Below are 21,614 nucleotides of genomic sequence, written 5' to 3'. Positions count from 1 at the left end.
CCTCCCGGCGCACTAGGCTAGTCGGCGTGACCACCCTGCTCCTCGCCTCCGCCTCCCCCGCCCGCCGCACCACGCTCCTCGCCGCCGGCGTCGTGCCCTTCGTCCGCGTCTCCGACGTCGACGAGGACGCCGTCCTCGTCGCCGCCCGCGACCGGTTCGGTTCCCTCGAGCCCGCCGACGCGGTCCTGCTGCTCGCCCAGGCCAAGGCCGAGGCAGTGACCCAGCTCGTCGAGGCCGAGGCCGAGATCGCGGGCACCGACAGCGCACCAGCCCTCATCGACGGCGACGTCGTCGTCGGCTGCGACTCGATGCTTGAGCTGGACGGGGAGATCTACGGCAAGCCCACCTCCCCCGCCGAGGCCGTCGCCCGCTGGCAGGCCATGCGCGGCCGCTCCGGCGTGCTGCACACCGGTCACTGGATCGTCGACCTGCGCGACGCCGCCGACGGCGGGACCGGGGGCACCCTCGGGGCGTCCAGCGCGACCGTGGTGCACTTCGCCGACGTGAGCGACGCCGAGATCGAGGCGTACGTCGCGACCGGCGAGCCGCTCTCCGTCGCCGGGGCCTTCACGATCGACGGGCTGGGCGGGGCGTTCATCGACCGGATCGAGGGCGACCACCACAGCGTCGTCGGGCTGAGCCTGCCGCTGCTGCGTGAGCTGCTCGGCCAGATCGGCGTCACGTGGACGGACCTGTGGGTCCCCGCCCTGTCGCCGGTGGCTGCGCGCTGAGCCACGCCGGCCCCCGCTGAGCCACGCTGGCCCACCGGATGTGCGACTCCACCAAGGATGCCGGTCCGCAGCGGCGTCGCACCCGATATGCGGGCCCGCGCCATGGAGGATCCCTACAACCGGCCGCGAACCCGGTTGGTCGACCCCCCAATCTTCGACCGGTGCGCGCGCCGACCATGAACACAGGCGCGTGGAAGCGTTACGGTGAGCCGTGCCCCTCATCTCCAAGGTCCTCATCGCCAACCGTGGCGAGATCGCCGTCCGCATCGCTCGCGCGTGCGCCGACGCCTCCATCGCCTCGGTCGCCGTGTACGCCGACTCCGACCGTGAAGCCCTCCACGTCAACCTCTGCGACGAGGCCTACGCGCTGGGAGGCAACCGCGCCGCCGACACCTACCTCGACATGGGCAAGCTCATCGACGTCGCCCGTCGGTCCGGCGCCGACGCCGTGCACCCCGGCTACGGCTTCCTCGCCGAGAACGCCGACTTCGCCCGCACGGTGATCGCCGCGGGCCTCACCTGGATCGGCCCGCCGCCGTCGGCCATCGACGCCCTCGGTGACAAGGTCAGCGCCCGTCACATCGCCCTGCGCGCCGGCGCGCCGCTCGTCCCCGGGACCCCCGACCCGGTCGCCGACGCGAGCGAGGTGCACGCCTTCGCCGCCGAGTTCGGCCTGCCGGTCGCGATCAAGGCCGCCTTCGGCGGCGGCGGGCGCGGCCTCAAGGTCGCCCGCACCGCTGACGAGATCGACGAGATGTTCGACTCCGCCGTCCGCGAGGCCACCGCCGCCTTCGGCCGCGGGGAGTGCTTCGTCGAGCGCTACCTCGACCGCCCGCGCCACGTGGAGACCCAGTGCCTGGCGGACGAGCACGGCACCGTCGTCGTCGTCTCCACCCGTGACTGCTCCCTCCAGCGCCGCCACCAGAAGCTCGTCGAGGAGGCGCCCGCTCCGTTCCTCACCGACGCCCAGCGCGCCGAGCTCTACGCCTCCTCCGAGGCGATCCTGCGCGAGGCCGGCTACGTCGGCGCCGGCACCTGCGAGTTCCTCATCGGGGTGGACGGCACACTGTCCTTCCTCGAGGTCAACACCCGCCTGCAGGTCGAGCACCCGGTCAGCGAAGAGGTGACCGGGATCGACCTGGTCCGCGAGCAGCTGCGGATCGCTGCGGGCGAGCCGCTCGGCTACTCCAGCGTCGAGGTGCGCGGGCACTCCATCGAGTTCCGGATCAACGGCGAGGACCCCAGCGCCAACTTCATGCCCTCCCCGGGCAAGATCACCCGGCTGCGCCTGCCGAGCGGACCGGGGGTCCGCGTGGACACCGGGGTCGTGGAGGGCGACACCGTCTCCGGGTCCTTCGACTCCCTCCTCGCGAAGGTCATCGTCACCGGTGCCACCCGCGCCGAGGCCATCCAGCGGGCCCGCCGCGCGCTGCGCGAGCTCGAGGTGGTGGGCATCCCCACCGTCACGCCCTTCCACCGGGCGGTCCTCGAGGCCCCCGCCTTCGTCACCGACGCGCCCTTCTCCGTGCACACCCGGTGGATCGAGACCGAGTTCGTCGACGAGTGCGCCGCCCTCCTGGGGACCCCCGCGCCGGTCGAGACCGAGGAGCACGCACCACCCGCGACCGAACGCGTGGTCGTCGAGGTGGGCGGCAAGCGTCTCGAGGTCGTCATCCCCGCCGGCCTGGGCATCGGCTCCGGGCTCGGCGGACGGGCCCGCGGCAGCGCCCGCCGCCCGGCCCGCCGCACCACGGTCAAGGCCACCTTCGGCAGCGGGACCTCGCTCAGCTCACCCATGCAGGGCACGATCGTCAAGGTCGCGGTGGCCGACGGCGCGATCGTCGCCAAGGGCGACCTCGTCGTCGTGCTCGAAGCCATGAAGATGGAGCAGCCGCTGCTCGCCCACCGCGACGGGACCGTCACCGGCCTCTCCGCCGTCATCGGCGCCGGAGTGAGCTCAGGATCGATCATCTGCGAGATCCTCGACTGACCTCGACGCCGACCTGACCCCAGACCTGGACCGCAGATGACCGCGAGCGACCCGCCCTCGATCCGCCACCCCGGTGACGGATGGGTGGACTGTGCGTGCGGCGCCCGGCACTGGGGGGTCTTCGGTGCGGCAGGGCTGCTGCTCGCCCGCCGCGACGCGGCCGGGCAGGTCTCCCACGTCGTGCTGCAGCACCGCGCCCTGTGGAGCCACCTCGGTGGCACCTGGGGCGTGCCCGGTGGGGCGTTGGCCCCCGGGGAGACACCGCTCGACGGGGCCCTGCGCGAGGCCCACGAAGAGGCGGGCATCCCGCCCGGCGCCGTCCGGATCCTCGGCGAGCACACCCTCGACCACGGGCCCTGGCGCTACACCACGGTCCTCGCCGACCTCCTCCCCGGGACCGCGGTCGACGTGCGTCCCACCGATCCCGAGAGCCTCGAGATCGTCTGGGTGCCGGTGGCCGGCGTCACGGACCGGTCGCTGCTGCCCGCCTTCGCGGACGCCTGGCCGGGGCTCCTTGCGCGGCTCACACAGCCCTGATCAGCCCTGATCGGTCCTGATCCGCTGAGACGTGCGCCACTTCTGCACCGGATCCCCTTGATTCCGTGGTGAGGCGGAGTACATTTCTTCCCGTCGGACAAAGCAAGGGTAGCCTTGCCTACAACCCCCGGGAAGGCATCAGCCGTGTTCGCGAACTTCCTCATCGGCCTGCGCGAGGGCCTCGAAGCCGCCCTCGTCGTCGGCATCCTCGTCGCCTACCTCGTGAAGTCCGGACGACGCGACCTGCTCCCCCAGCTCTGGACCGGCGTCAGCCTCGCGGTGGTCGTCTCCCTCGCCTTCGGGGCGGCACTGACCTTCGGCCCGCGCGGGCTGACCTTCGAGGCCCAGGAGGCGATCGGCGGCACCCTGTCGATCATCGCGGTGGGCCTCATCACCTGGATGATCTTCTGGATGGGCAAGACCGCCCGGCACCTCAAGGCCGACCTGCACGGCAAGCTCGACGACGCCGTCGCCGCCGGGAGGTGGGCCGTGCTCGTCATGGCCGTGCTCGCCGTCGGGCGTGAGGGCCTCGAGACCGCGCTGTTCCTGTGGGCCGGCGCCCAGGCGACCGGGGCCACCACCAAGCCGCTCGTCGGCGCCGTGCTCGGCCTCGCGGTCGCGATCGCCCTCGGCTGGGCCGTGTACAAGGGAGCCGTCCGGCTCAACCTGCGGGTCTTCTTCGCCTGGACCGGGCTGTTCCTCATCGTCATCGCCGCCGGCGTGCTCGCCTACGGCGTGCACGACCTCCAGGAGGCCGGGATCCTGCCGGGCCTGCACTCCCTCGCCTTCGACGTCTCCGCGACCATCCCGCCCTCGAGCTGGTACGCGACGCTGCTCAAGGGCGTGTTCAACTTCTCCCCCGCCACGACGTGGCTGCAAGCCGTCGTCTGGGTCGCCTACCTCGTCCCCGTCCTGACCGTCTACATCCGCACCGTCTGGTTCGGCTCACCCCGCACCGCGCCTGCGCCCGCCCCCGTCGGGGCCGTCGCATCCACCACCGGAGGAAACGCATGAGCCCCACCCTGACCGCCCGCGTCGCCGTCGCAGCCGGCGCCGTCGCGCTGCTGCTGCCGCTCGCGGCGTGCACGAACAACACCGTCTCGGCCGACGCGACCGGCCCGGCCGGCGGCACCGCCACGCTCACGGTCGACTCGACCGCCGACGCGTGCACCCTCTCGGCCGCCCAGGCGCCGTCCGGGAACGTCGTCTTCTCCGTGACCAACTCCGGCGACGACGTCACCGAGTTCTACCTGCTCGCCGAGGACGGCCTGCGCATCGTCTCCGAGGTCGAGAACATCGGCCCCGGCCTGAGCCGTGACCTCGTGGTGGTCGCCAAGCCCGGTGAGTACATCACCGCCTGCAAGCCCGGCATGGTCGGGGACGGCATCCGCGCCGACTTCACCGTGACCGACTCCGGGGTGGACGTGAGCCCCACCGGCGAGCTCGCCGACCAGGTCGACGTCGCCACAACGAACTACGTGGCCTACGTCAAGGACCAGACCGAGCAGCTGCTCACCGGCACCCAGGCCTTCGTCGACGCCTACCTCGCCGGCGACGACCAGGGAGCCCGCGACCTCTACGCCGCGACCCGCGTGCACTGGGAGCGCATCGAGCCGGTCGCGGAGTCCTTCGGCGACCTCGACCCGCGGGTCGACCTGCGTGAGGCCGACCTGGAGGAAGGCCAGGAGTGGACCGGCTGGCACCTGCTGGAGAAGGACCTGTGGGCCCCGACGCCCGAGACCAACGGCGGTGAGGCCTACGTCCCGCTGACGCCCGCCCAGCGCACGCAGTACGCCGAGCTGCTGCTCGCCGACACGACCGAGCTCAACGACCGCGTCCACACGAGCGAGTTCGCCGAGACCATCGACGCCGCGAGCATCGGCAACGGCGCCAAGGGCCTGCTCGACGAGGTCGCCACCGGCAAGGTCACCGGCGAGGAAGAGATCTGGTCGCACACCGACCTGTGGGACTTCCAGGCCAACGTCGACGGCGCCAAGGTGGCCTACGACGGGCTGCGGGACATCGTCCTGGCCCAGGACGCCGACCTCGCGGCCACCCTGGACACCCAGTTCGCCACGATCCAGTCCCTGCTCGACGCCCAGCGCTCCGGCGACGGGTTCGTCCTCTACACCGACCTCACGCAGGCTCAGGTCAAGGAGCTGGCCGACGCCGTCAACGCACTCGGAGAGCCGCTGTCCAAGCTCACCGCGGCCGTCGTCCTCTAGCCCCCCCCCCCCCCCGCGAAACCCACGAAGGCAGCCATGTCCCAGACCCCCTCGGCCCCGGGCGCACCCACGCCCGACGCACCTCGCGAGCAGTCCGGCGTCTCCCGGCGCAGCCTGCTCGCACTCGCGGGGGCGGGCGTGGCTGCCCTCGGCGTCGGCGCCGCCGGCGGCTTCGCGGCCGCGCGCCCCGGAACGCCGGACGCCTCCCCCGTCGCCGACGTCTACCCCTTCGCCGGGGCGCACCAGGCCGGGATCACCACCCCCGCGCAGGACCGCCTGCACTTCGCCACCTTCGACCTCATCACCGACTCCCGGGAGGAGGTCGTCGCCCTGCTCAAGGCCTGGACGGTGGCCGCCGAGCGGATGACCCGCGGGCTGCCCGCGGGCGAGCTCGCCGGCCCCTACGACGCACCGCCGGAGGACACCGGTGAGGCGGAGGACCTCAGCGCCTCGGGGCTGACCATCACCTTCGGGTTCGGCCCGTCGTTGTTCACCGACGCCGCCGGCGAGGACCGGTACGGGCTCGCCGGCCGCCGCCCGGCGCTGCTGGCGGACCTGCCGCACTTCCCCGCCGACGCCCTCGAGGACGCCCGGTGCGGGGGCGACATCGCCGTCCAGGCCTGCGCCGACGACCCCCAGGTCGCGGTGCACGCCATCCGCAACCTCGCCCGGATCGCCTTCGGTCGGGCGTCGGTGCGCTGGAGCCAGCTCGGCTACGGGCGCACGTCGGCGACGTCGACCGCGCAGACCACCCCCCGGAACCTCTTCGGCTTCAAGGACGGCACCGCGAACATCAAGTCCGAGGAGCCCGACGCCGCCACCACACACGTGTGGGTCTCCGCCGAGGACGCGGCCGGTGCGGGGGCCGACTCCGCCACCGACGCCGCCTGGCTGGTCGGCGGCTCCTACCTCGTGGCGCGCAGGATCCGGATGACGATCGAGACCTGGGACCGGTCCTCCCTGCGCGAGCAGGAGACGATCGTGGGCCGCACCAAGGTCACCGGCGCGCCGCTGTCCGGGGGTGAGGAGTTCACCGAACCCGACTTCGCCAAGGCAGGCCGCGGGGACCGGCCGCTCATCGACACGGCCTCGCACGTCGCACTCGCCCACCCGAGCGCCAACAACGGTGCCCGGATGCTGCGCCGCGGGTACAACTACACCGACGGGTCCGACGGCCTGGGCCGGTTGGACGCCGGGCTGTTCTTCATCGCCTTCGTCCGGGACCCCGCCACCCAGTACATCCCCATGCAGACCACCCTCGCCCGCGACGACCTCATGAGCGAGTACCTGCGTCACACCGGCTCGGGCCTGTGGGCCGTGCCGCCCGGTGTCCCCGAGGGCGCGACCCTGGGTGGTGCCGACGGCGCGTACGTCGGGCAGGGACTGTTCGAGGGCTGATCCCTCCCCCTACTTCCCTCCCCTACTCTGTCGGCACCTCGCTGTCTGCCTCCCCGTCCACCTCCCGCGACGGGCGCCCCGCGCCCGTGAGCGAGTAGCGTCGTAGTATGACCGCGCACAGCCCCGCGCAGAGCCCCGGGAGCGCCCCAGCGCCGCTCACGGCGCAGCCCCTGGCGCAGTCCCCGCGCACGCTCGTCGCGCTGCTCGTCGTCGTCACGACGATCTCCGCCGAGCTCGTCCGGATGAGCGGTCCGCTGATCGACGCGGCGTTCACCACCGGGGTGCTCACCGCCGCCGTCACCGCTGTGGGCACCTACGCCGCGGCCGGGCTCTTCACGCTGGCGGTGAGCGCGCGGCGCCCGATCGACGGCCGGGTGGTCCTGCTCACCGTCGCCGCGCTCGCGGCCGGGCGGCTGGGCACCCAGGCCCTGACCGGGTCGGTGCGCTACGGCGTCGCCCTGGCCACGGTCGCGCTGTCGGTCGCGGCCGTGGTCGTGGTCGCCGCGACCGTCGCGCGGGTGTCGGGGCGCGCGGTGGCGGCCGGTGTCGGGGGCGGTCTGGCCGTCTCTGCGACGATCAACCTCGCGCTGCGCACCTGGGACGCGGTGTGGCGCCCGGACGCGGTGGGCTGGCTGGTCGCCCTCGCGCTCACCGTCGCCGCCCTCGCCCTGGCCTGGCGGCTGCGGTCGCTTCCCGCCGCCCCCGCGGTCCGCGGCCTGTGGCTGCTCGGTCCCTACCTCGGGCTGGCCGTCATGACGTTCGCCAACCCCGCCTTCATCTCCTCCCAGGCGGGGGTGCCGCTGTGGCTGGCGGGTGCGGTGGTGGTGGTGGCTGCGCTGGGCACGGCGTCCCTGCTCGCCCTGCCGGCACCCGACCCTGCCCGGTTGCCGGCCTGGACCGACGGGATCGTCGTCGTGGTCGCGGTGGGCGCCGGGGCGCTCGTCTTCCGCACCTCCGACTGGCCACAGGACCCCGACCCGGGCAGGTCGGTCCTCGCCGCAGCTGCGTTCGTGCTGCTCACCGGGTCGACGACGATCGCACTCGCCCAGGCGCTCACCCGGCCCACCCACCGTCAGCGCCCGTCGCGCCTGGCCGGGGCGGCGGCCTGCGCCGGCCTGGGACTCATCCTCCCGCTGCTCGTCTACCTGCTCCACTACGCGGCACCGCTGCCGTTGCCGAACACGCTGGTCCCGGTCGCCGTGGCGGCCCTGATCTCCGGCATGTCCGTCCGCGCCCGGATCCGGGCGCGGATCTTCGACGGCGAGGTCGTCCTCACCGCCACCCCGTTGGCGCTGCACGTCCAGGCACCGGCACTCCTGGCCACCTGCGCCCTCGGTGTCGTCGGCATGATGATGGTCGTGCCCCTCGGGTCCCCCGGCGTCGTCGACCGCGCCCCGGGCTCGTTCCGTCTCCTCAGCTGGAACCTGCACTACGGGGTGAGCGCGGAGCCGTCGGTCGACCTGGCGGACATGGCCGCGGTGATCGGGGAGTCCGGGGCCGAGGTGGTCACCCTCCAGGAGGTCTCCCGCGGCTGGATCATGGGCGGCGGCACGGACATGGCCACCTTCCTGTCCCAGGAGCTCGAGATGGAGTTCGTCTTCGTGGCGGCCGCGGACCGCCAGCTCGGCAACATCATCCTGTGGAAGTCCTATCTCGGCGAGCTCGGCGACGTCGAGCGCACGGCGCTGCCCTTCGGTCAGGGCCCGCAGGCCCGCTCGGCCATCTCGGGTACCCTGATCGACGGCGCGCCCGTGCGGATCACCTCCGTGCACCTGCAGCACCTCGCCGACAACACCCCGACCCGCATCGTCCAGCTGAGCGAGCTGCTCGAGGCCCAACCGGTGGCCGGGGCCTACCTGCTCGCCGGCGACCTCAACGCCGAGCCCGACTGGCCCGAACCGCACATGCTCGCCGCCGCCGGCCTCGTCAGCGCCCAGGACGCCGCCGGCAACCCGGCAGAGCTGACCTACCCCAGCTCCGCACCCACGCAACGCATCGACTGGATCTTCGGGAGCGACGTGACGTTCACCGACTTCGCCGTCCTGGACACCCAGGAGTCCGACCACCGCCCGCTCGTGACCACCGTGACCCTACCCATCCCCTGAGGAGCCATCATGCAGATCGTCCTTCCCGTGAGCGAGGCCGTCGCGCTCGCCGTCGCCACGGAGCCTCTCCCCCCGGTCATCCGCTCGGTGACCGCCGAGGGCGCCTCGCTGCTGCTCGACATCGACCTGCGGGTGATCCAGGACGCCCCCTTCCCGCTGCGGGTGGCTGCGGCGGCCATCGGCACCGTCGCGGTGACCGCCACCTTCTCCGGCTACGACCTGGGCGTGGCGACCTTCGAGGTCACCGCGCAGGCACGGACGCTGCCCGCGCACAAGCTGCTCAACCACCTCACCGGCCCGATGGCGTCCGCGCTGCGGCGGCGCGGGCTGCCTGAGGGGCTCGTGGAGATCCGCAAGGGCGAGAGCGAGCCGGTCCTGGCCGTGCGCCTGCAGGACGCCGTCGCCGCCAAGGCGACCGGCGTCACCCTCACGGACTTCGCCCTGCGCGACGCGACCGCCCACGTGACCCTCGCCGTCGGCCAGGTCACCCTCCGCTAGCGGGTTATTCGGTGCGGTGGTGGCTCATCCGGGCGACCTCACCGATCGAGCCGGACAGGGACGGGTAGACCGTGAACGCCTCGGCGACGTCGTCGGCCGTGAGCCGGTGCACGACGGCGAGGGTGATCGGGAAGATCAGCTCGCTCGCCCGCGGCGCCACGACGACCCCGCCGAGGACGACGCCGGCGTCGGGGTGGGAGAACAGCTTGATGAAGCCGTCGCGGATGCCGAGCATCTTCGCGCGGGGGTTGCGGTTCAGCGGCAGGATCGTCGTGATGTACCTCGAGCCCTGCTCGACGAGCTTGCTCTCGGAGTACCCCACCGTCGCGATCTCGGGGGCGGTGAAGATGTTCGCCGCGACCGTGCGCAGCTTGATCGGGGTGACCGCGTCACCCAGGGCGTGGGACATCGCGACCCGCCCCTGCATGGCCGCCACGCTCGCGAGCGGGAACACCCCCGTGCAGTCCCCGGCTGCGTAGACCCCGCGCGCGCTCGTGCGGGAGACCTTGTCCACCTCGATGTGGCCCGACGCCGTCAGCCGCACCCCGGCCTCCTCCAGGCCGATCCCGGCTGTGCTCGGGACGGACCCGACGGCCATGAGCAGGTGGGACCCCTCGACCACGGACCCGTCGGTGAGAGTGACCTCGACCCGCGCGTCCGCGCCCTCCCCGACCACCCGGGCGGACTCTGCGCGCGAGCGCGAGTGCACGGTCATCCCCCGAGCCCGGAAGACCTCTTCGATGAGGTTCGCGGCGTCGGCGTCCTCCCCCGGCAGCACCCGGTCGCGGCTCGAGATGAGCACGACCTCGCAGCCCAGGGCGTTATAGGCACCGGCGAACTCCGCACCGGTGACCCCCGAGCCCACGACGATGAGCTTCTGCGGCAGCTCGGTGAGGTTGTAGATCTGGGTCCAGGTGAAGATGCGCTCGCCGTCGGGCACGGCCGTGTCCAGGATCCGCGGGGTCGCGCCGGTCGAGACGAGGATGACGTCCGCGTCCAGGACGAGCGGCCCGCCGCCGCCGTCCGGGCTGTCCACGATCACGCGGGACGGACCGTCCAGCCGCCCCGTGCCGAGCACGATCCGGATCTTCTCCCGTTCCAGCCTGGCCCGGATGTCCGCTGACTGCGCGCCCGCGAGCGCCATGACCCGGGTGTTGACGGCGGCGAGGTCGACGTCGAGGCGCGGCGGCGCACCGGCGGGCGCACCGGCGACCCGGATCCCCAGCTCCGCGCCGGTCTCGGCGACCGTCATCCACTCGGCGGTCGCGATGAGCGTCTTGGACGGGACGACGTCGGTGAGGACGGCCGCGCCGCCCATGCCCAGCCGTTCGACGATCGTGACGTCAGCGCCGAGGCGCCGGGCCACGAGCGCGGCCTCGTAGCCCCCTGGGCCACCACCGAGGATGACGATGCGGGTCGCCTGCAGGTCGGACGAGGCGGAGTCGGGAGCGGAACCGGGGGCGGGGGGAGGCGTCTGAGTCACGTGCCTCAGTATCCCAGCAACTCCTCCTCCGGCCATCCGGCGCTGACCAGCGCGCGAACTCGTCTCGGCCGCCCAACACGGATAACCTCGGAGGCATGACAACTCCCTCGGTCCCGAGCCCGGCCACCACCCCGGCCACCATCCCGGCCACGGCGCACGCCCCCTCTGGCGACGTCGATCCCTTCGATCTCGCCCGCGACGCCGCGGCGCACATCGCCCGGGCGACCGGCGTCGCCTCCCACGACGTGGCCCTCGTGCTCGGGTCCGGCTGGGGCGGCGCGGCCGACCTGCTCGGGGAGACGGTCGCAGAGATCCCCAGCGACGAGGTCCCCGGCTTCTCCAAGCCGGCCGTCGAGGGGCACGTGGGAACGCTGCGCTCGATCCGCATCGCCGCGACCGGCAAGTATGCGCTGGTCCTCGGCTCGCGCACGCACCTCTACGAGGGCAAGGGGGTGCGCGCCGTCGTGCACGGGATCCGGACCGCGGCCGCCGCGGGAGCCCGGACCGTCATCCTCACCAACGGCTGCGGCGGGCTCAACGTCGACTGGTTGCCCGGGACCCCGGTTCTCATCAGCGACCACATCAACCTCACGGCGACCTCCCCGCTCGAGGGCGCGACCTTCGTCGACCTCACCGACCTGTACTCCGCGCGGCTGCGCGGGCTCGCCCGCGAGGTCGACGCCGCGCTGCCAGAGGGCGTCTACGTCCAGTTCCGCGGCCCGCACTACGAGACGCCGGCCGAGGTGCGGATGGCCGGGGTGATGGGCGGTGACCTCGTGGGGATGTCCACCACCCTGGAGGCCATCGCGGCTCGCCAGGCGGGCATGGAGGTGCTGGGGATCTCCCTGGTGACGAACCTCGCCGCCGGGATCTCACCGGTTCCGCTCTCCCATTCCGAGGTCATCGAAGCAGGGCAGGCCGCCGGGCCGCGCATCTCCGCGCTGCTCGCCGCGATCGTGGAGAAGGTGTGACATGAGCATCCCCGGACTGACCCGGCTCACGGCCGACATCGAGGCGTGGATCGCCGACGACCCCGATCCCTACACCCGCAACGAGCTCACCAAGCTGCTGCTGACCGCCCAGGACACGACCGAGGACTCCCGTCACGACGAGCTCCGCGCCGACCTGGCCGACCGGTTCTCCGGTCCGCTCCAGTTCGGTACCGCGGGCCTGCGCGGACGGATGGCCGGCGGGCCCAACCGGATGAACCGTGCGGTGGTCATCCGCGCGGCGGCCGGCCTGGCCGCGTTCCTGCTGGAGGCACTGCCCGGCATCGAGCACCCCCCGCGCGTCGCCGTCGGGTACGACGCCCGGCACAACTCCCAGACCTTCGCCCTGGACAGCGCGGCCGTGTTCGTCGCGGCCGGGCTCGACGTGGTGATCCTCGACCACGCGCTGCCCACCCCGGTCCTCGCCTTCGCCGTGCGCCATCTCGATGCCGACGCCGGCGTCATGGTCACCGCGAGCCACAACCCCCCGGCCGACAACGGCTACAAGGTATATCTCGGTGGCAGGGTCGTCGGCGGGTCGGGACAGGGCGCGCAGATCGTTCCGCCCTACGACGCCGCCATCGCCGCGCACATCGCCGCCGCGCCGGGCGCCGTCGCCGTCCCCCGGGCGAGCGAGGGCTGGCGTGTCGCCGGGCCGGGACTGCTCGCCGACTACCTCGCCTCTGTCGGTTCCCTGGCCGACGCCGGTGCCCCGCACCGGTTGAGCATCGTCGCCACCCCGCTGCACGGGGTGGGAGGTGCGGTCCTGGAGCAGGTGCTGCGGACCGCCGGCTACCCGGAGGTGCTCATGGTGCCCGAGCAGTCCGCCCCGGACCCGGACTTCCCCACCGTCGACTTCCCCAACCCGGAGGAGCCCGGGGCGATCGACCTGGCCCTGGCCTACGCCCAGACGGTCGAGGCCGACCTGGTCGTCGCGAACGACCCGGACGCGGACCGGTGCGCGGTCGCGGTCAAGGACATCCGTTCCGTGCTCGAGCGTCAGCCCAACACAGGCCCGGAGACGGCCATCTCCGAGGGCTGGCGGATGCTGCACGGTGACGAGGTGGGTGCGCTGCTCGGTGAGCTCGTGGCCACCGAGCACGCCGGCGACGGCGGGACGCTCGCGAACTCGATCGTGTCCTCCCGGCTGCTCGCGCGGATCGCCGCCGCGCACGGACTGGCCCACGCCGAGACGCTCACCGGCTTCAAGTGGATCTCCCGGGTCGAGGGCCTCGTCTACGGCTACGAGGAGGCGTTGGGGTACTGCGTCGACCCGGGGCAGGTGCGGGACAAGGACGGCATCTCGGCCGCCCTGCGGATCGTCGGGCTCGCCGACCGGCTCAAGGCCGAGGGCAGGACACTCCTCGACGCCCTGGACGACCTGGCCCGCGCGCACGACCTGCACCTGACCGACCAGCTCGCAGCCCGGTACACGGACGTGGCCCAGATCCCGGTGACGATGCAGCGGCTGCGGAACGCACCACCCGCGCTGCTGGGCGGCTCACCCGTCGTGGAGCTCGTGGACCTGTCCGACGGCGTGGGCGGCCTGCCGCCCACCGACGGCCTCCGCCTGCTCACCGAGGACGGCAGCAGGGTGATCGTCCGGCCCAGCGGGACCGAGCCCAAGGTCAAGTGCTACCTCGAGGTGATCCTCCCGGTCAGTGAGACCGCCACCCACGACGAGGTCTCGGCCGTCCGGCACGCGGCGCGCACGCGCCTCAACGCGATCATCGCCGACATGTCGGCGGCGCTGGGCCTGTAGCGCCCCTGATCGGCGGCGCCCCGCACCTGAGGATCAGGAGCGGGGCGCTGCTGCGTGCACAGGGCGCCTGGTGGTCGCCTGCGGTCGGGTGAGAGTCAGGTCAGGTGAGAGTCAGCTGAGCGCGACGGTGACTCCGCCGGAGAAGGGCGAGTCGTGCAGCTCGAGGGAGGCCGGGGTCGCGTCGGCCGGGATGTCGAAGACGACGATCCCCTCGACCGTGTTCCCGGGGTTGATGCTCGTGAGGAAGCTGTTGGAGTCGGGCAGGTAGATGGCTGCGGTCGCGTCGGCCGAGTGCGTGCGGCCCTGGGCGTCGAGGAGCTTCTGCGAGCTCGAGTCGAAGTACTGCGCCTGATCGCCCGCGTTCGTCACCGTGACGTGCACGAGGAGGAACTGTCCCTGCGCGTCCACGCCGAAGGTCGCGTCACCGATGTGGGTGCCCCCCGGCTCCAGGCTGGTCACCGTGAACTCGAACTTCCCGTCGGCGACCATCGACCCAATGCCCGGAGCCGCCGGGGCGACGTCGGCCGGAGCGGCCGGGGCCACGTCGGCCGGAGCCGCCGGGACGTCCTCAGCAGGAGCCACGGGCGCAGTGGAGGCGGCGCCCGCCCCGGGGGTCGTGGCGGGCGTGTCCCCGCCCGAGGCCATCTGCGAGACGATGACGAGGCCGACGATCACGAGCAGGGCCGTGAGGATCTTGTGCCGGACGAAGAAGTTCTTCTTCGGCGTGGGGGCTTGGGGTGCGAACGGTGGAAGCTGCGACTGGCCGGGGTGCTGGGGAAGGCCGTTCTGCACCTGCTGGTGGGCGAGACGCAGCTGGGCCTGCTCGTAGGCCTGCTGGGCCTGCGTGTGCTCGGCCTGAGAGTGCTGGGCCTGAACCTGCTGGGACGGGTCGGTGCCTCGTGATCGTGCCATCGGAAAACCTCGTTCTGACGTGGTGGGACTCGGGTCGTGGAGCAACATCCACACCTCATCGCAGACGGCCGCTCGAGCGCATCGCCCGGACGGGGCGCACCTGCTACCCGATCGGGGGACCCGGGGCGGGGAGGGTCCACCCGGTCGGGGGACGCCGGCGTCGGTGGCTGCCCCTACGCTGACGCTGTGTCCCGACCACCGCCCTACCCCGCCTATGCCCCCACCCACGCCCCCGCCCATGACCTCACCCGTGCACCCGCCCACCAGCCCGGACCCTCGGGACGCTGGGCTGCCGGGGCGCGCCGCGCCTCACCCGTGGCCGCCACGATCGCCCTGGTCACCCTGAGCCTGTTCAGCTCGTTGGCCGCGCTGGCCTTCGCGTCGAACGCCCACGGGACCGCCGGCGTCGCCGCGGTGTGGACCACGGCGGGGTTCTTCGTCGCCGTCGGGGTCTCGGCGATGCTCATCGTCCGCCACCGCTACCCGGTCGCGGTCACCGTCGTCGCCTCCGTCTTCGCGCTGGTCTTCCCGGCCGACTCGGTCGCCGCACTCGTCGGGCTGTCCTGCGTCGTGGCGACCCGATCCCGCCGGAACGCGATCACCGCGACCGCGGCGGTCTCTGTCGTCACGGTCGTGGCGGTCACCCGCGACTTCCTCCGCCCGGCGCCGTTCCAGCTCTTCTCCCCGAAGACGCCGGTCGAGTCGGCCCAGCCGCTGCCCTGGTGGTTCTACGCGATCGTCGCGATCGTCGCGATCGCCTTCGCGGTCGGCGTCGGGCTGTTCCGGCGGACCTCGACGAACCTCGGCGACCTGCGGGAGCAGTCCTCGCGCAGCGCGCAGACGACCGCCGACCTGCGCTCCGAGCTCACCCGCCAGGAGGAGCGTGACCTCATCGCCAGGGAGGTCCACGACACCCTGGCGCACCGCCTCTCCCTCGTCTCCCTGCACTCCGGCGCCCTGGAGATGGCCGCACGCGAGCACCCCGAGCTCCAGGTCTTCGCCCACGAGGTGCAGGCGAACGCGCACCGGTCGCTCGAGGACCTGCGCGGGCTGATCGGGGTGCTGCGCGACCCGGCGTCCCGGCGCGTCGACGGTCCCGGCGCCCCGGCGACGGTGACCCTGGAGGACCTGTCGGAGCTGCTCACGGCGTCTCGCACCGCCGGCAGCCAGATGGTCGCCACGGTCATGATCAACGACTCGGCCGCGGCGAGCTCGCCGCTCACGCATGCCGCCTACCGCATCGTCCAGGAGGCGCTGACCAACATCCACAAGCACGCGCCCAGTGCCCCGATCGACGTGGACCTCACCGCGAGCGCGGCGGCCGGGGTCCGGATCCTCGTCTCCAACCCGCTGCCGCACGGCTCGGGTCCGGCCATCCCGGGGTCCGGTGCCGGTCTCGCCGGGATCCACGAGCGGACCCGGCTGCTGGGCGGACGCGCCTGGATCGGCCCGCACGAGGGGCGGTTCGTCGTCGACGTGTGGCTGCCCTGGCAGCCGGTCGCAGGGCCGGGCTGAACCAGACCTGACCAGCCCGGACGCAGATGAAGGCCTACCATGACTCTCGTGATCCGCGTGCTGCTGGTAGACGACGACCCCATGGTGCTGAGGGCTTTCGAGGCGATCCTGGGAACCGACCCGGTCATCACGATCGTCGGGACGGCGGGCGACGGCGACGAGGTGGTCACCGCGGTCCAGGCCCACCACCCTGACGTCGTGCTCATGGACCTGCGGATGCGCCGCGTGGGCGGCGTCGAGGCGACCGCGGCGCTCGCGTCCCTGCCCGCTCCCCCGCGGGTGGTCGTCGTGACGAGCTTCGACGCCGACGAGAACATCGTGCGGGCCCTCGAGGCGGGGGCGCACGGCTACCTGCTCAAGGACTCCACCCCGCACGAGATCATCGCGGCCGTGCACGCGGTCGCCTCGGGCGACGGCGCCCTCTCACCACGGGTCACCCGGTATGTCATCGACCACGTCACCGGCGACACCCACGCAGGCCAGCGCGCCGCCGCGCGCCGCCGGCTGGAGGTGCTCACCGAGCGGGAGCTGCAGATGGTCTGCGGCGTGCACGCGGGGCAGACCAACGACGAGATCGCCGCGGCGAGCTTCCTCAGCGCGGCGACCGTCAAGACCCACCTGTCGAGCGCCCAGACGAAGCTGGCCGTCTCAGGGCGGATCCAGCTCGCGATCCTCGTGGAGCGCTCAGGCCTGCTCGCCTGAGGCGGGAGACGCGGCAGCCAGCTGAGCCTCGTCGGAGTCGACGGCGGCCTTCCAGTCCGTCTTGTCGCTGCGCCAGCCCTCCTCGGTACGACCCCGGCGCCAGTATCCCGACGCCGACAACGCGCTCACGGGAACCCCTCGGTCACCGCGCAGGTGCCGGCGGAGGTCCTTGACGAACCCGGCGTCCCCGTGCAGGAACACCTCGGGCGTCCCGTCCGGGAAGGCCCACCCGGTCACCACGTCGACGAGCGTGCTGCCGCCTGAGGTGCGGTGGACCCACGTGACGAGCTCGCCGTCGCAGCCCTGCGCCGACGAGGTGAGTTCCTGCTCGTCGCCGGCGTCGCCCACCTCGCAGAAGACCTTCGCCCGCGCGCGGGCGGGCAGCACCTCCAGGGCCGCGGCGATCGCCGGTAGCGCGCTCTCGTCACCGATGAACAGGTGCCAGTCCGCCGTGGCCGACGGCGCGTAGGCGCCACCCGGTCCGACGAAGCTCATCGGGTCCCCCGGCTGCGCTGTCGCGGCCCACGGCCCGGCGAGGCCGTCGTCGCCGTGCAGGACGAAGTCGATGGCCAGCTCCCCCGCGGCGGCGTCGAAGGACCGGATCGTGTAGGTGCGCAGACGTTCACGCTGCCCCTCGACCTCGGGTGGGAACTGGAGCTTGACGTACCGGTCGGTGAACTCGGTGGGGTCGAGAACTCTCAGCGCCTCCCCGCCCAGCACGACCCGGACCATGTGCGGGGTGACCTGCTCGGTGCGCACGACACGGGTGTGCGTGACGGTCCGCACCCGGCGAGGCTCGATGGGTGCGGCTGACGGGCTGGGCGGGCTGGGCTGGGTGAGCGGGCTGGGCTGGGTGGGCAAGACGACCTCCGTGGCGTGGGACTAAGGCAACCCTAACCCGTGCCGCGACGGAGGTGGACCAGGGGTCAGTAGCCGTCCGCCGGAGAGTCCTGCGCGGCGGACGCTCCCTCGAGGCCGGCGAGCACGGCTGCGGTCCCGGACAGCCCGAGCCGCGTGGCACCCGCGGCGACCATCGCGAGGGCGTCGGCGGCAGTGCGGACCCCGCCGCTGGCCTTGACACCGAGCCGGCCACCGACCGTGGCGGCCATGAGCTCGACCGCGTGCACGCTCGCCCCACCGGCCGGGTGGAACCCGGTCGACGTCTTGACGAAGTCCGCCCCGGCGGCCTCGCTCGCCCGGCAGGCGGCGACGATCTCGTCGTCGGTGAGGGCCGCGGACTCGATGATGACCTTGAGCACGGTCGGGTGCGGGGCCGCGGTGCGTACGGCGGCGATGTCCGCCTGGACGTCCTCCCACTCCCCCGCCTTGACGGCGCCGAGGTTGATGACCATGTCCACCTCGTGGGCGCCGTCGGACACCGAGTGCGCGGCCTCGGCGGCCTTGATCTGGCTGTGGTGCTTGCCGGAGGGGAAGCCGCACACCGTGGCGATCTTCAGGGTGCTCCCGGCGGGCAGCGCGATGGGCAGCATGGACGGGGAGACGCAGATCGAGTACGCGCCGAGCTCGGCGGCCTCCTCGGCCAGGGCGGCGACGTCGGCAGGGGTGGCCTCGGGCTTGAGCAGGGTGTGGTCGACGCGCTCAGCAAGCTCGGCGGGGGTGAGGTGGGTGTGGCTCATGGTGCTCTCCGTCTTCGGTGGGTGGTGCCGCGGGGGCGGTGATGGGTGGGCCACCCCCGCGGCGGTCGTGCTCGGTGGTGCTCGGTCGGTCGTGCGCAGCCAGCTCGGGTCGGCCCCGGGCTGGTCAGCCCTGCGCGGCGTCGGCGTAGCCGGCGAGGATCAGCTCGCCGAGGGCGTGCCGCTCGTCGTGGTGGATGAAGGCGCTCCAGGCGGCCGCGAGCGTCGCGTCACGCAGGTCGTCGAGCGACCAGCCGGCCTCCTCGACGAGGAGCGTCATCTCCCGGGTCATGGTCGTCCCGGACATGAGCCGGTTGTCGGTGTTGATGGTCACCGCGAAGTCGAGGTCGCGCAGCCGGGAGATCGGGTGCGCGGCGATCGAGGACGCCACCCCGGTCTGCAGGTTGGACGAGGGGCACAGCTCGAGCGGGATCTGGTTGTCCCGCACCCAGCTGGCGATCCGGCCGAGCGTGGGTGCGTCGGTGTCGAGGCCCGTGATGTCCTCGACGATGCGCACGCCGTGCCCGATCCGGCTGGCCTGGCCCAGGTGCACGGCCTCGGCGATCGACTCGACTCCGGCTGCCTCCCCGGCGTGGATGGTCACCGGGAAGGACGCGTCGTTGAGGGTGCGCCACACGGCGGGGAAGCGGGAGGGCAGGAACCCGTCCTCGGCGCCGGCGATGTCGAAGCCGACGACCCCGCGGTCCCGGTTGGTCAGGGCCAGCTCGGCGATCTCCTCCCAGCGGTCGGCGTGCCGCATGGCGGTGACCAGCTGGCCCACCCGGATGGTGCGTCCCTGCTCGGCGGCCAGCACCACGCCCTCGTCGAACCCGGCCTGCACGGCGTCGACGGTGTCCTGGAGCGTCAGACCCTGGGTGAGGTGCTGCTCGGGCGCCCAGCGCTGCTCGGCGTAGACGACGCCGTCGGCGGCGAGGTCGAGCACGGACTCGCGGGCGACCCGGCTCAGGCCCTCGCGGGTCTGCATGACGGCGATCGTGTGGTCGAAGGTCTCCAGGTAGCGCACGAGAGACCCGGAGTCGGCAGCCGCGACGAACCACGCGCGGAGCTCTTCGGCGTCGGTCGTGGGCAGCGTGTGGCCGGCCGCGGCCGCGAGGTCGATGATGGTCTGCGGGCGCAGCCCGCCGTCGAGGTGGTCGTGCAGGACGACCTTGGGCAGGGCAGAGATGAGCAGGTCAGAAGTCATGGTCCAACGGTACCGCCGCCTCGCTCGCGACGGGGCGGTCAGGGCTGAGACTCCTCCTCATCGGCGGGAACCTTCCAGGCCTGCTCGACGACGTCGGCCTCGTCGGCCGTGTCGTCGAGGTCGGGGCGCGGGGTGCCAGGGCGGTACTCCTCGAGGTCCTCCCCGAGGTCGGGTGCGCCCGTCGTCACCTCCTCGGCGAGGTTGACCACGTCCTCACCGTCGGGCTGGGTCAGGCCAGCGTCGCGCAGCGCGTCCTCGCCGGGCAGGGTGCTCATCGTCGTCCTCCATCGGTGGGTCGGGGTGGCTCGCCGTCACCTCCCTCCCATGCTCACCTTCTCGTGGCTCCCCCGCCACCGCGCCCGTGGATCAGTCCGGGACGACGGGCAGCAGCACCCAGGACACGTGCGACCAGTTCCCGTAGGCCGGTCGGCGGGTCCCGCCGCGGGCGAGCTCGTCGCCGGTGATGGGCAGCATCCGTCCGGACGAGGGCTCATAGATCTCGAGTGCCTCCCCGTCCGGGCTGGTGAGCAGGACGACGTGGCGCGGCACGGCCGCGTCGAGCCCGCCACGGGTGTCCCCCCCGGTGTAGAGCGGCACCGGGAAACCGCCGCGAGCCGCGGCGACGGCGCGGTCGAGCAGCGGACCGGACTGGCCCGGGTCGGTGTCGACAAGGATGCGGTGGGTGTACCGGACGGTCCCGAATCGCGCGACCCGCGCCGCACCCCACGGCGGCGTGCCGAGCCCGCTCGGCCAGGGCAGGCCCAGCAGCGCACCCCGGTTGCTCGCCACCTTGACGGTCTGCTGGAGCGCGGCGAACCGCGCGGTCGGGGTCCGGTCGTCGCCGGTCGCCAGCCACCGCGCCACCCGACGGTCCCCGGCGGCGGCGACCACCACGAGCACGGCCGACCCGCACGTCGTCGGGTCACCCTGGACGGGGCGGTCGGCCCCGAACTGCGCGACGACGCGCTGCACGGCTCCCACCAGTCCGGTCTCGGCAGGTGGCAGCGGAGGCAGCGCAGCGCGCCCGGCGCCCAGGGCATGCAGGATGCCGGTGAGCTGTCGCCCTGGATGCGGCGTCGTGCATGGTGTCGTCCCCGGTGTCAAGGCCACGGCGACCCCACGTCGGCCAGCGCGGCCAGTGCGGTCAGCGCGCCGAGCGCCCCGAGGCACGCCACGGACCAGGTGATCCGGACCAGCCCGGGCCACACCTGGGTGCGGGTGCCCACCCGGAGCGACCGGGACGGGCTGGCGACCATGAGCCGCAGCGCGACGTAGACGGTCAGCGCCGCCGCGGCGATCGCCAGCACCGGTGCGTGGGTGCGGATGGCCGTCATGGACAGCAGGAACGCCCCGACGACGGTGCCCATGACCGTGCGGTGCCAGGCCAGGGCGGTACGTTCGGGCTGGGCGCCGTGCGGGGCAGGGGTGCTCATGTCGCGGCCGATCAGCCCAGGATCGAGGCGATCGCGTACCCGGTGAGCAGCAGGGCCATCGCGACCACCCCCCCGACGAGCACCGGGAGCGCCGCCGGGGCCGGCAGCGGCGAGCCGGTGCGCAGCGCGATCTCGTGCAGCTTCCAGGACCGCAGCGCGTAGACCGCGAGGACGGCCCCGGCGAGGCAGGCGATCGCCGCGACGATCTCCAGCACCACGGGCAGCTCGGCGAAGGTGGAGAAGGAGGTCAGCGCGACACCCCCGGCGACGAGCCCCAGCCCGGTGCGCACCCACGCCAGGGCGGTCCGCTCGTTGGCGAGGGAGAACCGGGCGTCGGGCTCGGTGCCCACGCCGTAGACCGCGGTGGGCCGCCGGTCCTCGCCGGACCCGCTCGCCGCCGGGCCATCGTGTTTCCGCAGGTTAGCCACGCGCCCACCCTATCCTTCGCCCACCGGGCCCTGCCAGGCCCCAGCAGGCCCCACCAGGCCCCACCAGG

General features: G+C 73.1%; 21 protein-coding genes. 12 read left to right on the top strand and 9 right to left on the bottom strand.

The window, feature by feature from the left end:
• Window positions 1-26: 26 nt before the first annotated feature.
• The 8 genes from ACWA15_RS05780 to ACWA15_RS05745 all read left to right on the top strand — a co-directional run bounded on the left by ACWA15_RS05780 (window position 27) and on the right by ACWA15_RS05745 (window position 9,484).
• Window positions 27-731 (top strand): Maf family protein, encoded by a 705-nt coding sequence (locus ACWA15_RS05780; protein ID WP_464058486.1) that lies wholly within the window; start codon window positions 27-29, stop codon window positions 729-731.
• 211 nt (window positions 732-942) lie between these two features.
• Window positions 943-2,721 (top strand): acetyl/propionyl/methylcrotonyl-CoA carboxylase subunit alpha, encoded by a 1,779-nt coding sequence (locus tag ACWA15_RS05775; protein WP_464058485.1) that lies wholly within the window; start codon window positions 943-945, stop codon window positions 2,719-2,721.
• 36 nt (window positions 2,722-2,757) lie between these two features.
• Window positions 2,758-3,258: an NUDIX hydrolase gene (locus ACWA15_RS05770; protein WP_464058484.1), complete on the top strand. Its 501-nt coding sequence runs from the start codon at window positions 2,758-2,760 to the stop codon at window positions 3,256-3,258.
• 144 nt (window positions 3,259-3,402) lie between these two features.
• Window positions 3,403-4,272 (top strand): iron uptake transporter permease EfeU, encoded by an 870-nt coding sequence (gene efeU, locus ACWA15_RS05765; protein WP_464058483.1) that lies wholly within the window; start codon window positions 3,403-3,405, stop codon window positions 4,270-4,272.
• A complete protein-coding gene (efeO, locus tag ACWA15_RS05760) occupies window positions 4,269-5,483 on the top strand; it encodes an iron uptake system protein EfeO (RefSeq protein ID WP_464058482.1) in 1,215 nt (404 codons plus the stop codon). The genes efeU and efeO overlap by 4 nt, the downstream gene beginning before the upstream one ends.
• A 36-nt stretch (window positions 5,484-5,519) precedes the next feature.
• Complete coding sequence (gene efeB, locus ACWA15_RS05755; protein WP_464058481.1) at window positions 5,520-6,881, top strand: iron uptake transporter deferrochelatase/peroxidase subunit; 1,362 nt, start codon at window positions 5,520-5,522, stop codon at window positions 6,879-6,881.
• A gap of 107 nt (window positions 6,882-6,988) precedes the next feature.
• Complete coding sequence (locus ACWA15_RS05750; protein ID WP_464058480.1) at window positions 6,989-8,986, top strand: endonuclease/exonuclease/phosphatase family protein; 1,998 nt, start codon at window positions 6,989-6,991, stop codon at window positions 8,984-8,986.
• Window positions 8,987-8,995: 9 nt separating this feature from the next.
• Complete coding sequence (locus ACWA15_RS05745) at window positions 8,996-9,484, top strand: hypothetical protein (RefSeq protein WP_464058479.1); 489 nt, start codon at window positions 8,996-8,998, stop codon at window positions 9,482-9,484.
• Between the two features lie 4 nt (window positions 9,485-9,488).
• Here the strand turns inward: ACWA15_RS05745 and ACWA15_RS05740 are convergent, their stop codons facing one another.
• Entirely contained in the window at window positions 9,489-11,003 is a 1,515-nt protein-coding gene (locus tag ACWA15_RS05740) for an NAD(P)H-quinone dehydrogenase (protein ID WP_464058478.1), read from the bottom strand.
• Between the two features lie 59 nt (window positions 11,004-11,062).
• Between ACWA15_RS05740 and ACWA15_RS05735 the strand changes: the two genes are divergently transcribed.
• Together ACWA15_RS05735 and ACWA15_RS05730 are read left to right on the top strand one after the other, a co-directional pair.
• The gene (locus ACWA15_RS05735) at window positions 11,063-11,938 is read left to right on the top strand and encodes a purine-nucleoside phosphorylase (RefSeq protein WP_464058477.1); all 876 of its coding nucleotides are present in this window, start codon (window positions 11,063-11,065) and stop codon (window positions 11,936-11,938) included.
• 1 nt (window position 11,939) lies between these two features.
• Window positions 11,940-13,718, top strand: a complete 1,779-nt coding sequence (locus ACWA15_RS05730; RefSeq protein ID WP_464058476.1) for a phospho-sugar mutase — start codon at window positions 11,940-11,942, stop codon at window positions 13,716-13,718.
• A 111-nt stretch (window positions 13,719-13,829) separates the two neighbouring features.
• Here ACWA15_RS05730 and ACWA15_RS05725 read toward each other — a convergent pair whose 3' ends face one another.
• On the bottom strand, window positions 13,830-14,630 hold the full coding sequence (locus tag ACWA15_RS05725; RefSeq protein ID WP_464058475.1) for a DUF4352 domain-containing protein: 801 nt from the start codon (window positions 14,628-14,630) through the stop codon (window positions 13,830-13,832).
• A gap of 186 nt (window positions 14,631-14,816) precedes the next feature.
• Here ACWA15_RS05725 and ACWA15_RS05720 point away from each other — a divergent pair, with 186 nt between their 5' ends.
• Window positions 14,817-16,145, top strand: a complete 1,329-nt coding sequence (locus ACWA15_RS05720) for a sensor histidine kinase (RefSeq protein WP_464058474.1) — start codon at window positions 14,817-14,819, stop codon at window positions 16,143-16,145.
• 39 nt (window positions 16,146-16,184) lie between these two features.
• Complete coding sequence (locus ACWA15_RS05715; protein WP_464058473.1) at window positions 16,185-16,847, top strand: response regulator transcription factor; 663 nt, start codon at window positions 16,185-16,187, stop codon at window positions 16,845-16,847.
• Here ACWA15_RS05715 and ACWA15_RS05710 read toward each other — a convergent pair.
• From ACWA15_RS05710 to ACWA15_RS05680, 7 genes are all read right to left on the bottom strand, one after another.
• Window positions 16,830-17,708, bottom strand: coding sequence for a siderophore-interacting protein (locus ACWA15_RS05710; protein ID WP_464058472.1), 879 nt, complete (start codon window positions 17,706-17,708; stop codon window positions 16,830-16,832). The genes ACWA15_RS05715 and ACWA15_RS05710 overlap by 18 nt on opposite strands.
• Window positions 17,709-17,773: 65 nt before the next feature.
• Window positions 17,774-18,484 carry a deoxyribose-phosphate aldolase gene (gene deoC, locus ACWA15_RS05705; protein ID WP_464058471.1) on the bottom strand — a complete coding sequence of 237 codons (711 nt, stop codon included), beginning with the start codon at window positions 18,482-18,484 and terminating at the stop codon, window positions 17,774-17,776.
• A 124-nt stretch (window positions 18,485-18,608) separates the two neighbouring features.
• Window positions 18,609-19,685, bottom strand: coding sequence for an adenosine deaminase (locus ACWA15_RS05700; protein WP_464058470.1), 1,077 nt, complete (start codon window positions 19,683-19,685; stop codon window positions 18,609-18,611).
• A 38-nt stretch (window positions 19,686-19,723) separates the two neighbouring features.
• Window positions 19,724-19,960 (bottom strand): hypothetical protein, encoded by a 237-nt coding sequence (locus ACWA15_RS05695; protein ID WP_464058469.1) that lies wholly within the window; start codon window positions 19,958-19,960, stop codon window positions 19,724-19,726.
• A gap of 91 nt (window positions 19,961-20,051) precedes the next feature.
• On the bottom strand, window positions 20,052-20,666 hold the full coding sequence (locus tag ACWA15_RS05690; protein WP_464058468.1) for a hypothetical protein: 615 nt from the start codon (window positions 20,664-20,666) through the stop codon (window positions 20,052-20,054).
• Window positions 20,667-20,785: 119 nt separating this feature from the next.
• Window positions 20,786-21,118 (bottom strand): DUF202 domain-containing protein, encoded by a 333-nt coding sequence (locus ACWA15_RS05685; RefSeq protein WP_464058467.1) that lies wholly within the window; start codon window positions 21,116-21,118, stop codon window positions 20,786-20,788.
• Window positions 21,119-21,129: 11 nt separating this feature from the next.
• Window positions 21,130-21,546 (bottom strand): YidH family protein, encoded by a 417-nt coding sequence (locus tag ACWA15_RS05680; RefSeq protein ID WP_464058466.1) that lies wholly within the window; start codon window positions 21,544-21,546, stop codon window positions 21,130-21,132.
• Window positions 21,547-21,614: the final 68 nt, after the last annotated feature.

The sequence above is a fragment of the Sanguibacter sp. TS_SC_8 genome (assembly GCF_055361235.1).
Note: the sequence above shows the minus strand (reverse complement) of the source record. Positions and strands in the feature narration are given on the sequence as shown.

Bases quoted from the DNA above. Each gene is read 5' to 3' on its own strand.
- ACWA15_RS05700 (WP_464058470.1), bottom strand. From the start codon at position 19,685: ATGACTTCTGACCTGCTCATCTCTGCCCTGCCCAAGGTCGTCCTGCAC.
- ACWA15_RS05685 (WP_464058467.1), bottom strand. From the start codon at position 21,118: ATGAGCACCCCTGCCCCGCACGGCGCCCAGCCCGAACGTACCGCCCTG.
- ACWA15_RS05695 (WP_464058469.1), bottom strand. From the start codon at position 19,960: ATGAGCACCCTGCCCGGCGAGGACGCGCTGCGCGACGCTGGCCTGACC.
- deoC (WP_464058471.1), bottom strand. From the start codon at position 18,484: ATGAGCCACACCCACCTCACCCCCGCCGAGCTTGCTGAGCGCGTCGAC.
- ACWA15_RS05770 (WP_464058484.1), top strand. From the start codon at position 2,758: ATGACCGCGAGCGACCCGCCCTCGATCCGCCACCCCGGTGACGGATGG.
- efeO (WP_464058482.1), top strand. From the start codon at position 4,269: ATGAGCCCCACCCTGACCGCCCGCGTCGCCGTCGCAGCCGGCGCCGTC.
- ACWA15_RS05730 (WP_464058476.1), top strand. From the start codon at position 11,940: ATGAGCATCCCCGGACTGACCCGGCTCACGGCCGACATCGAGGCGTGG.
- efeB (WP_464058481.1), top strand. From the start codon at position 5,520: ATGTCCCAGACCCCCTCGGCCCCGGGCGCACCCACGCCCGACGCACCT.
- ACWA15_RS05735 (WP_464058477.1), top strand. From the start codon at position 11,063: ATGACAACTCCCTCGGTCCCGAGCCCGGCCACCACCCCGGCCACCATC.
- ACWA15_RS05715 (WP_464058473.1), top strand. From the start codon at position 16,185: ATGACTCTCGTGATCCGCGTGCTGCTGGTAGACGACGACCCCATGGTG.
- ACWA15_RS05750 (WP_464058480.1), top strand. From the start codon at position 6,989: ATGACCGCGCACAGCCCCGCGCAGAGCCCCGGGAGCGCCCCAGCGCCG.
- ACWA15_RS05725 (WP_464058475.1), bottom strand. From the start codon at position 14,630: ATGGCACGATCACGAGGCACCGACCCGTCCCAGCAGGTTCAGGCCCAG.
- ACWA15_RS05745 (WP_464058479.1), top strand. From the start codon at position 8,996: ATGCAGATCGTCCTTCCCGTGAGCGAGGCCGTCGCGCTCGCCGTCGCC.
- ACWA15_RS05740 (WP_464058478.1), bottom strand. From the start codon at position 11,003: ATGGCCGGAGGAGGAGTTGCTGGGATACTGAGGCACGTGACTCAGACG.